Origin of the sequence: Pseudomonas sp. B2021 (genome assembly GCF_018135665.1) — a bacterium.
GTDB lineage: Bacteria > Pseudomonadota > Gammaproteobacteria > Pseudomonadales > Pseudomonadaceae > Aquipseudomonas > Aquipseudomonas lactis.
Window position 1 is genome coordinate 1,735,046 of the sequence record NZ_SMOF01000001.1, and the last position, 9,761, is coordinate 1,744,806.

Sequence of the window (9,761 nt, forward strand, 5' to 3'; positions counted from 1 at the left end):
CATCCATGGCGCGGGGCGGCTAAACCGGCATCCCTGCCGGTTTACCCCCCAAATCCCTGTCGAATTACGGCCAGCGTGGTTTGACGGGGCGCTTAAGATCAAAATCAAAAGCAGATCAAAAGCAGATCAAGAGCGGCTCGCTTCGCATCGTGGTTACCGTTGTTCACTGCAGAGTTGTGTAGAGGCCTACGGCCAATCGCAGGCAAGCCAGCTCCCACAGTTGGAATACGTGCGTGGTTAGAAGAACCGCGTCACGCTGATCTTCGCATCACGCCCTTTGGTGTACGCGCGGTCGCCGCTCAAGGCCGGGCGGAAGTTTTTGTTGAACAGGTTGTCCACCGTGAAGTTCACCTCGGTGCCTTTGAGGTACGCCTGCTGCGGTGTCCATTTGGCGAACAGGCCCTGGGTGTTGTAGCGCTTGTTGCCGTACTGGTCGTAGAACAGATCGCCGATGCTGGAGCCTGGGCCGCCGGAGTATTTGTCGCTGGGCAGGCGGTCGGTGGCGCCGATGAATTGGCCCATCCAGCCCACTTGGGCATCCCAGGCCGGGATGTGGGTGCCCAGTACCAGCACCCATTTGGTCGGCGGGATGTCCCGCGCTGCCACGTCCGGGCCCCAAGGGTTGGTGTAGGCGCCTTGGTGTTGGCCCTTGGCATAGGCGAACGACACCGAGCCAAACAGGTAGGTGGAGTTGTAGATCGATTCGAGCTCAACGCCCTTGATGGTCAGGCTGCCGATATTGCGGTAGTTGGACATCGGCCCAGGCGGGCAAGCTGAAGCGATGCTGCCGCCGTTGATGGCCTGGTTCTGGCAGCCTACGCCGGTGGCCTTGAAGATCTCGTCTTCGACCTTGTTGTGGAACAGGGTGGTGCGCAGTTGCAGGTTGTCGTCCTGGGCGATCAGGTTGTCGAAGCTGGTGATGTTGCCCAGGGTGATGGAGGTGATGCGCTCCGGGTCCAGGTCGACGCTGGTGGCGGTGCGGCTGCCCACACCCTGCACTTCGTATTGTTCGTCGATCACCGGGGCGCGCCAGGTCTGGCTCCAGTTGGCGAACAGCCCCACATTCGGCGTCACGGTCCAGAACAGCGCCAGGCGTGGCGACCAGCCGGTGTAGGTGCGGTCGCTGTAGTCGTGACCCACTGCCGGGTTGGGGTTGTTGTAGTAGGGCGCATCGTTGCCTTCGCCGCGGTTGCGCACATGGTCATAGCGCAGGGACGGTGTGATCGTCACATCGCCCAACGTCACCGCGTCCTGGATAAAGAAGCTGTTGGTATCGACTTTGCCGTGGGGCATGAAGCCCGGCTGGAAGTGCCCGTAGTTGTAGCGCGGCGTGTTGTAGATGGCGCCGGGCATCCACATTTCGGTTTCGCGGGTGTGCTTGCGGATTTGCCCGCCAACCGTCACGGCATGCTGCAAGGGGCCGGTGTCGAACAGGCTGACGTTACGGATATCCAGGAGCTTGTCGGTGTAGGCGGTGTCCATCTTGCGCCCGCCAGTGGCCAACTGGAAAAACGCCGTGGCGTCACGCTCATCGGTCTGCTCGGTGTTGGACTGGGAGTACTTGATGGTCAAGTCCACCAGCGGGTTATCCAGCGGCTGGTATTCATATTTGCCCGACCAGGTGGTGTCGACCGTGTCACGGTGGGCGAGGAAGCGCTTCAACGCGCCTTCGTAGCCGTAGCGGTCGATGTTGAACTGAGTCGGCGGCGTGGGGTAGCTGGCGGCGGAAAACGGGGTCCAGCGGTTGCTGTGGGAGCGCGAGTACGACAGCCCGACACTGTGCTCATCGGTAAAGTGTGCGTTGACCTTGAACAGCTTGCCGTCCACATCCTGGGCGCTGTTGGGCAGGCGCTGGGGGTTGATCGGGTACTCATTGTTGTCGTTGGGTAACTTGGCGGCCACTTTCATATCGCCGCCGTCGCGTTGGGTCAGGTAGGCCAGCGCATCGAAACGGCCGTCGTCGGTACGGCCATACACGGCACTGCTGTAGACCTGCTCATGGTCGTTGCTGGAGTAGCCATATTTGAGCATCGCACCGCTGTTGCGGCCGTCCTTGAGCAGGTCCGGGGCGTCCTTGGTGACCATGTTGACCGTGCCGCCGAAGCCGCCATTACCGGTGAAAGGCGAGTTGGGGCCTTTTTCCACTTCGATGCGCTTGATCAGCTCGGGCTCGATAAACACCGTGCCTTGCTGGTAACGCTCAAAGCCCGTCTTGGTGGCGCCGTCGACGGTCAGCGGTACATCTTCGGCATCGCCGAAACCGCGGATGTTGATGGTTTGGCCACCGGGTTTCAAGGAGCCGCCCTGGCTGACACCGGGCAAGGTCTGCAACAGGCTGGGGATGTTATTGGACTGGTAGCGGTCGATGTCGGCCTGGGTCAGGGTGGAGCGGTTGACGGTGCTGGCGTTCACCTCATTGCCGGTGCCGATCACGCTCAGGGTGTCCAACTGGATTGCGCCACCGGTGGTGGTTTTACCCGCATCGGGGCGCACCACGTAGGTACTGCCGACCTTGAGCAGGATGAGTTCGCCGTTTTTGAGCAGGGAGCGAATGGCCACTTCCGGGGTGTAGTCACCGTTAAGCGCCGGGGCCTGCACGTTCTTGAGCAGGGTTTCATCGAACAGCAGCTGGATTTTCGCCTGCTGGGCCACCTGGCTCAAGGATGTGGCCAGCGACTGGCCCGGCAGGTGCAGCTTGAACGACTCGGCTTCGGCGCTGAGGCTCAAGGCCAGGCACGTAGCCATGAGTGTCGGTCGAAGAAACAGGTGCGAAGCGTGGCAAGGCGCGCGAAACATGAAATCCCCCGGAGCGGCTAAATAGCCAAAAAGGTGTGCGTATCAAACACAGACAGGAGGAAGACGGGGCAGGCAAAAAAAACCACACATGCGAATGCAAAATATTCTCATGTGTGATGTTGCGGCCTATTTGCTCGGCTCGATTCTGATAGTGCCGTCAGCCGAGAGCACGGTTTTCACCGGCAACAACGCGGGTAATGCCTTGAGCAGGGCGTCTGGGTCATTCACGTCAAGGTTGCCCGATACCTTGAGCTGCGCGACGGCCTTGCTCACCTGCAACGACGTCTGCGGGCGGTACAGGCTCAGCTCGTCGATCAGGCTGGCCAGTTCGCGGTTGCGAAATGACAAGTGCCCGCTGCGCCAATCGGCGACCTCTTCGGCGTTGAGGGTTTGTTGTTGCACGGTGCCTTTGGCGTAGTTGTAGGAGGCGCGTTGCTGGGCGCCGAGCAGGGTGACGGGGCTTTTGCCATTTGGCTCGAAAGCGACCTGGCCATGGGCAACGCTGACCACCAATTGTTGCTGCCCGCGGCGCACATCCAAAGCAGTGCCCACCACCCGTACGCTCGACTCGCCGGCTTGCACGTAAAGGGGGCGCTCCTTGTCGGCGGCCACTTCGATATACAGCTGGCCCGTGTCCAGGTGCAGCACCCGATGATGGGCGCTGAAGTCCACGCGGATATGGGTGTTGGCATTCACATACAAGGTACTGCCATCGGGCAGAGTCAACGTGCGCATGCCCTTGGCTTGGGTGGCCACCTGGCTGTGAAACAGCTCGCGCGGCGCGCCGATGGAGGTCGCTAATACGGCGCAGAGCACGGCGGCGGCCACCGCCAGGGCAGGGCGCCAGAGGCTGGGCTTGCGCTTGGGCAGTGCCAACGGTTTGTTCAGTTGTTGCAATTGGGCGAGGTCGGCCCACAGCTGTTCGAATTCGGCATAGGCGCGCGCGTGCGCGGGCACCGCTTGCCAGGCGGCAAAGGCTTTACGGTCGGCGCGGCTGACTTCGTTGCGGTTGCGTGCAAACCAACAGGCGGCTTGGGCGTCGATGCAATCGCTCGCTTGGCTGTCCAGCGCGTCGGTGTCGCTCGGGCGGTTCATTCTGGCTGCTCCGTGCCGGTGTCGGGTTGAAGGCGTCGCTTGCAGTGCAGCAGGGCAAAGGCGATGTGCTTTTCCACCATGCTGGTGGAGATGCCCATGCGCGTTGCGATCTGTGCCTGGCTCAAGCCTTCGAAGCGGTGCAGCATAAGGGCTTCTCGGCGGCGGGGCGAGAGTTCGGCGAGGACTTCTTTCAACTGTTCCAGGCGTTGCAGGCGCAGGGCGGCGGCCATGGGGTCGTTGTGCTCGTCGGTGACCGGCTCGGCATCCATTTCGGCGTGATCAGGGTGGGCGGTTTGCCGTACCTTCTGTTTGCGCCAGTGATCGCGCAGCAGGTTGCGCGCCATCTGGAACAGAAACGCCCGCGGCTGCTCGACCTTGGCGCGGTCGCGGTAGCCCAGCCATTGGGTAAATACATCTTGGGCCATGTCCGCCGCGTCGCTGGCGTTGTCCGTGCGTTTACGCAGGAAATACAGAATGTCTGCATAAAACCCGCGACAGGCATCGGCCGACGACGGGTCGGGCTGGGGACGAGACATGGATATCCTTCTTGACGAAGCACGGCTTGGAAAAGTCGTGAATGATATCGAGAACTATTGTCATTTGTCTCTGTTAATGTGCCCTCTTCTGTAGGAGCGAGCTTGCTCGCGAAAAACCAACAGGCGACACGAACTCCCGATGTGCTGCGTTATCGTTGGCGTTCTTCGCGAGCAAGCTCGCTCCTACAGGGGCGGGGGTTTACTTCAGAAGTGTTTTCAGTTGCTCGATCCCTGCTTCACCCAGAGGGAACACCGGCAAGCGCGGATTACCCACCTCCAACCCGGTCAAGCGCAACCCGGCCTTGATCGTCGCCGGCAGCCCGCCTTTGAGGATGAATTGCAGCAATGGCAACTGTCGGTAGAACAGCTCGCGCGCCTTGTTCAAATCATCGGCCAGTACGGCCTGATAAAGGCTCAGGTTCAGTTGCGGGATCAGGTTCGGCGCGGCGGTGCACCAGCCTTTGGCGCCAGCCGCGAAGGCTTCCAGCGCCAGCGGGTTGCAGCCGTTGTAGAACGGCACGTCACTTTGCAGTTTCAACTGGTGCATGCGCTGGATGTCGCCAGTGCTCTCCTTGACCATTGTCACGTTCTCGACCTGCTTGAGGATGCGCAGGATCAGCTCCACCGACATGTCGGTGCCGCTGGTGGCCGGGTTGTTGTAGAGCATGATCGGCACGCCGATGCTGTCGCCGATGGCGGCGTAGTGAGCGAGGATTTCCGCTTCACTGAGTTTCCAGTACGAGGCCGGCAGCACCATGACCACATCGGCGCCGTGTTCTTCGGCGTAGCGGGCGCGACGCACGGCCTTGGCGGTGGTCAGGTCGGACACGCTGACAATAGTCGGCACGCGCTTGGCGACTTTCTTGATGCTGTAGGCACTGACTTCATCCCACTCGGCATCGCTCAGGTAAGCGCCTTCACCCGTGCTGCCCAAGGGCGCAATGGCGTGGACGCCGCTGTTGATCAAGCGGTCGATGGAATGCCCGAGGGCGTCGAGGTCAACGCGTTGGCCGTCGGCGCTGAAGGGGGTGATGGTGTAGCCGATGATGCCGTGAATGGTTGGGTTGGACATGGGGAAAACTCCGGTCGAAAAAGGGGCAATCAGTTCAGGCAATCGGCGTGCTTGCGCAGGTTTTGCCGGGCGTAGTAGTTGAACGCGGCGCCGTGGCGCTTGGGCTTGGAGATCCAGTCATGGGCCTCGCGCCCCAGCTCCGGCAGGATCGGTTTGACCGTGCCCGCAGACATCGCCAGCAACTGCAACTTGGCAGCCCGTTCGATCAACTGCGCAATCACGCAGGCTTCTTCGATGTTGGCCCCCGTGGACAACTGCCCGTGGTGCGAGAGCAGGATGGCGCGCTTGTCGCCCAGGGCCGTGGTGATGATTTCCCCTTCTTCATTGCCCACCGGCACGCCGGGCCAGGCTTGCAGGAAAGCGCAGTCTTCGTACAGCGGGCAAAGGTCCATGTGCGACACCTGCAGCGGTACTTCCAGCATCGACAGCGCGGCGATGTGCGTGGGGTGGGTGTGGATGATGCAGTTTACATCCGGTCGACCGCGGTACACCCAGGTGTGAAAACGGTTGGCGGGGTTGGGAATGCCGTGGCCTTCCAGCACCTCCAAGTCTTCGTTGACCAGCAGCAGGTTGCTGGCGGTGATTTCGTCAAAACCCAGGCCCAACTGCTGGGTGTAGTAGGTGCCGGGCGCCGGCCCACGTGCGGTGATCTGCCCGGCCAGGCCGGAGTCGTGGCCGTACTCGAACAGGATTCGGCAGGTCAGCGCCAGCTTTTGCCGGTCGGTCCACGTATTATCTGCCAGGCTGTTTTGCATCTGGCTCAGTGCTTGCTTGACCAGTTGGTCTTTTGGGAGTGCTAATGTCTTGGCCATATCGGTGTCCTTTGGGTGGTTCAATGGACGTCGGATTTGCTGGTCGCCCGCTGCTCGCAAGGTCGTTGGGTGAATGCAAATGACACTAAAGATGCTATATGACACTTTGTGTCATTGGCAAGCCTGTCTCATCGCTTTCTGCATGGATTAACCGCAGCAAATGTCTATCCGCTTGAAAATATTAAGAAAAAAACTTGGCGTGACCCTGGAAGCCCTGGCCGAAAAATCCGGGATGACCAAGAGTTACCTGTCGAAAGTCGAGCGCGGGCTCAATACGCCTTCCATCGCTGCGGCGTTGAAACTGGCCAAGGCATTGAACGTGAAGGTCGAAGAGCTGTTCAGCGAAGACAACGTCAGCCTCGACAGCTACAGCCTGGTGCGCAGCCACGAGCGGCCCGACACCTCACCGGGTTATGCGGTGCTGGCTCATCAAGTCAGCGAGCGCAGCCTGTTGCCGTTCATCATCTACCCACCGGCGCAGTTCACCGACAAGACCTTCAAGGAGCACCTGGGGGAGGAGTTTTTATTCGTGCATGAAGGCCAGGTTGAAGTGGATTTCATGAACGAGCGCGTGCTGCTGGAGCGCGGCGATGCGCTGCATTTCAACGCGCAGAAACCCCACCGGATTCGCTCGGTGGGAGAGGTGCAGGCGCAGTTGCTGGTGGTGGTGCACAGCGCTGAGGAGTGAGCCTTCTTACTCATTGAAATGCAGTCAATGTGGGAGCTGGCTTGCCTGCGATAGCGGTGTATCAGTGCCAGATGGGCCAACAGACAGGCCGCTATCGCAGGCAAGCCAGCTCCCACATTTTGATCAGCGTTCCACAGGGACTGATAGTGCCGGATTGCCCAGCGGATGCGTACGCGCCGCAAAGAACTTCAGCGTTACGCCACTGCCCTCGAACAGCTCCGAATATCGCCGCTTCTGCTGACGAATAAACCCATCACTGCGCCCCGACACCGAGATCGCCAGGGTGCTGATGCTGGCCTGGCCAATAGCATCCACCAGGTGTTTATCCTGCGGCCCCAAGTCATGGCCGAAGATGCACAGTGCGCCTTCATGGCTCAACAGTTGTTCATAACAGAACGACAGATAATCCGAACTGCGGATACTTTTGAGCTTCTCCTGCACCTTGCCTTCACTGACGAACAGCGGCACATCGTCGAGGGTTTTGATCGTGTTATTGATTGCAAAACTGCTGAGCAGGGTGCTGTCAGTGGACGGCAATTTGCGCGCCGTGCCGTCAAGGTTGCGCACCAGGTGCAAGCCGCCGTGCAGGTACAGGATGCGGGTGATGTCGGTGCGCGTATTGCGCAGGTCGAAGCTTGAGTCGGTGCTGCGAAACAGGTCGTCGATGCCCGGTGCGTGCAGGGTCGCCCAGTAGTTGAGCAAGTCGTAGTTACTGGTGAAGACGGTGGCGTAGGTGGCCAATTCTGCGTGGATCGTCGCCAGCGTCGACGGCTGCACCAGGCGCCAGGGAATGTGCACGGTATGGATGGTGGTGATCAGCGCTTCCTTGATCGCGTAGTAGCGGTTACGCGGTGCCGCCGAACTGACCGCCAGGGCCTTGTTGACCCGGCTGGTGGTTTTCAAGGCGCCCAGAGCTTGCTCGAAACTGCGGGTTTGCAAGGCGTCGAACACGCTGAGTTCGGAGGGGCTCAGGGGCTTTTCTTCGACGGTACGGGCGTTTTCGAACAGCGAGTCGTAGGCGAAGTCTTCCCAGATCGTGCGGCTGGCGCCGTTACCGATCAGAATCCCGCTGAAGTCGACGGCAGCGCGCAGGGCACTCCAGTCTTCAAGGTGGGCGTCAATATCCTGGAAATCCTTCATTGCGGCGGGTCTACTCGAAATCGGCTGGGGGGTGACTTTATCACGAGCCGGCATTGATCCTGATCAAGATGCGCCACGCGGTACAGGTTGATTCTGTCGGCATAAAGCCTTTGAGGATCGATCATGAGCAGCACGTTTTTCATCCCCGCCGTCAACATCATGGGCATTGATTGCCTCGACGAAGCGATGACCGCCATTCGCAACTACGGCTTTGGCAAGGCGTTGATCGTCACCGACGTCGGCCTGGCCAAAGCCGGTGTGGCTGGCATGATCGCCGAGAAGCTGGCGATGCAGGATATCGACTCGGTGATCTACGACGGCGCCAAGCCCAACCCCAGCGTGGAAAACGTCGAAAAAGGCCTGGCATTGCTGCAACAGAGCGCCTGCGATTTCGTGGTGTCCCTGGGCGGCGGTTCGCCCCATGACTGCGCCAAGGGCATCGCACTGTGCGCCACTAACGGTGGGCGTATCGGCGACTACGAAGGCGTCGACCAATCGAGTAAGCCACAACTGCCGCTGGTGGCCATCAACACCACCGCTGGCACGGCCAGCGAGATGACGCGTTTTTGCATCATCACCGACGAAAGCCGCCACGTAAAAATGGCCATCGTCGACCGCAATGTCACGCCGTTGCTGTCGGTCAACGACCCGGCCCTGATGGTCGGCATGCCCAAGGGCCTCACCGCCGCCACGGGCATGGACGCACTGACCCACGCCATCGAAGCCTACGTGTCCACCGCCGCAACACCGATCACCGACGCCTGCGCGATCAAGGCCATCGAATTGATCAGCGCCAACCTGCGCCTGGCGGTCCGCGACGGCACTGACACGGCTGCACGGGAGAACATGGCCTATGCACAATTCCTCGCCGGCATGGCCTTCAACAATGCGTCCCTGGGTTTTGTGCATGCCATGGCCCACCAATTGGGCGGCTTGTACGACCTGCCCCACGGTGTGTGCAACGCGGTGTTGTTGCCTCACGTACAAAGCTTCAACGCCAGTGTCTGCGCCAAACGCTTGAGCGACGTGGGCCGGGCTCTTGGTGCGGATATCAAGGGCATTACCGCTGAAGAGGGCGCCCAGGCCGCGATTGCGGCGATTCGTCGGTTGTCCCAAGACGTGGAAATTCCTGCTGGTTTGCGTGAGCTTGGCGCTAAGTTGCAGGACATTCCGTTGCTGGCCAGCAATGCGCTGAAGGATGCCTGCGGGCTGACTAACCCTCGGCGGGCGGATCAGCGTCAGATTGAGGAGATCTTTCGTAGCGCTTTTTGATAGGCATAGGTACCTACACAACGTTGGCGCGAGGCTGGGCTTGTGGCGAGGGAGCTTGCTCCCGTGACTGCCTGACAGCCGATGCTTATCCGCGATCAAACTGTGTGGGGCTTGCCTGCGAAGACGGCCCAACGGCCGACACCAATCTACCTGACACCCCGCAATCCAACTGTGGGAGCGGGCTTGCTCGCGAAGGCGGCCTGGCAGTCAACACAGTTGGATTGGGTACATATCCATTGCTGCGGTAACGGCCGCTTAGGGTTCCGCCCTGACGGCGGCTCACTTTTGAACAGCGCAAAAGTAAGCAAAACGCTCTTGCCCCACCACTCGGCACCTCGCTTAGGCTCGGT

General features: G+C 60.4%; 8 protein-coding genes. 2 read left to right on the plus strand and 6 right to left on the minus strand.

The genetic code is table 11. The features are described 5' to 3' along the window. Positions 1-237: 237 nt before the first annotated feature. The 5 genes from E1K68_RS07780 to E1K68_RS07800 all read right to left on the minus strand — a co-directional run bounded on the left by E1K68_RS07780 (position 238) and on the right by E1K68_RS07800 (position 6,311). Positions 238-2,796 carry a TonB-dependent receptor gene (locus E1K68_RS07780; RefSeq protein WP_212613927.1) on the minus strand — a complete coding sequence of 853 codons (2,559 nt, stop codon included), beginning with the start codon at positions 2,794-2,796 and terminating at the stop codon, positions 238-240. A 126-nt stretch (positions 2,797-2,922) separates the two neighbouring features. Beyond that, complete coding sequence (locus tag E1K68_RS07785; protein WP_212613928.1) at positions 2,923-3,891, minus strand: FecR domain-containing protein; 969 nt, start codon at positions 3,889-3,891, stop codon at positions 2,923-2,925. After that, entirely contained in the window at positions 3,888-4,427 is a 540-nt protein-coding gene (locus E1K68_RS07790) for an RNA polymerase sigma factor (protein ID WP_003189381.1), read from the minus strand. The genes E1K68_RS07785 and E1K68_RS07790 overlap by 4 nt, the downstream gene beginning before the upstream one ends. A gap of 199 nt (positions 4,428-4,626) precedes the next feature. After that, positions 4,627-5,499: a dihydrodipicolinate synthase family protein gene (locus tag E1K68_RS07795; RefSeq protein ID WP_003189383.1), complete on the minus strand. Its 873-nt coding sequence runs from the start codon at positions 5,497-5,499 to the stop codon at positions 4,627-4,629. A gap of 29 nt (positions 5,500-5,528) precedes the next feature. Next, positions 5,529-6,311 carry an aldolase gene (locus tag E1K68_RS07800; protein ID WP_137204560.1) on the minus strand — a complete coding sequence of 261 codons (783 nt, stop codon included), beginning with the start codon at positions 6,309-6,311 and terminating at the stop codon, positions 5,529-5,531. A 160-nt stretch (positions 6,312-6,471) separates the two neighbouring features. Here E1K68_RS07800 and E1K68_RS07805 point away from each other — a divergent pair, with 160 nt between their 5' ends. After that, positions 6,472-6,999 (plus strand): XRE family transcriptional regulator, encoded by a 528-nt coding sequence (locus tag E1K68_RS07805; protein WP_003189385.1) that lies wholly within the window; start codon positions 6,472-6,474, stop codon positions 6,997-6,999. 123 nt (positions 7,000-7,122) lie between these two features. On the opposite strand, the gene E1K68_RS07810 is transcribed toward E1K68_RS07805, so the two are convergent. Beyond that, on the minus strand, positions 7,123-8,139 hold the full coding sequence (locus E1K68_RS07810) for a DUF4917 family protein (RefSeq protein ID WP_212613929.1): 1,017 nt from the start codon (positions 8,137-8,139) through the stop codon (positions 7,123-7,125). A gap of 123 nt (positions 8,140-8,262) precedes the next feature. Between E1K68_RS07810 and yiaY the strand changes: the two genes are divergently transcribed. Further along, a complete protein-coding gene (gene yiaY, locus E1K68_RS07815) occupies positions 8,263-9,411 on the plus strand; it encodes an L-threonine dehydrogenase (protein WP_212613930.1) in 1,149 nt (382 codons plus the stop codon). The last annotated feature ends 350 nt before the right edge of the window (positions 9,412-9,761 follow it).

Bases quoted from the DNA above. Each gene is read 5' to 3' on its own strand.
- yiaY (WP_212613930.1), top strand. From the start codon at position 8,263: ATGAGCAGCACGTTTTTCATCCCCGCCGTCAACATCATGGGCATTGAT.
- E1K68_RS07780 (WP_212613927.1), bottom strand. From the start codon at position 2,796: ATGTTTCGCGCGCCTTGCCACGCTTCGCACCTGTTTCTTCGACCGACA.
- E1K68_RS07805 (WP_003189385.1), top strand. From the start codon at position 6,472: ATGTCTATCCGCTTGAAAATATTAAGAAAAAAACTTGGCGTGACCCTG.
- E1K68_RS07800 (WP_137204560.1), bottom strand. From the start codon at position 6,311: ATGGCCAAGACATTAGCACTCCCAAAAGACCAACTGGTCAAGCAAGCA.
- E1K68_RS07790 (WP_003189381.1), bottom strand. From the start codon at position 4,427: ATGTCTCGTCCCCAGCCCGACCCGTCGTCGGCCGATGCCTGTCGCGGG.
- E1K68_RS07810 (WP_212613929.1), bottom strand. From the start codon at position 8,139: ATGAAGGATTTCCAGGATATTGACGCCCACCTTGAAGACTGGAGTGCC.
- E1K68_RS07795 (WP_003189383.1), bottom strand. From the start codon at position 5,499: ATGTCCAACCCAACCATTCACGGCATCATCGGCTACACCATCACCCCC.
- E1K68_RS07785 (WP_212613928.1), bottom strand. From the start codon at position 3,891: ATGAACCGCCCGAGCGACACCGACGCGCTGGACAGCCAAGCGAGCGAT.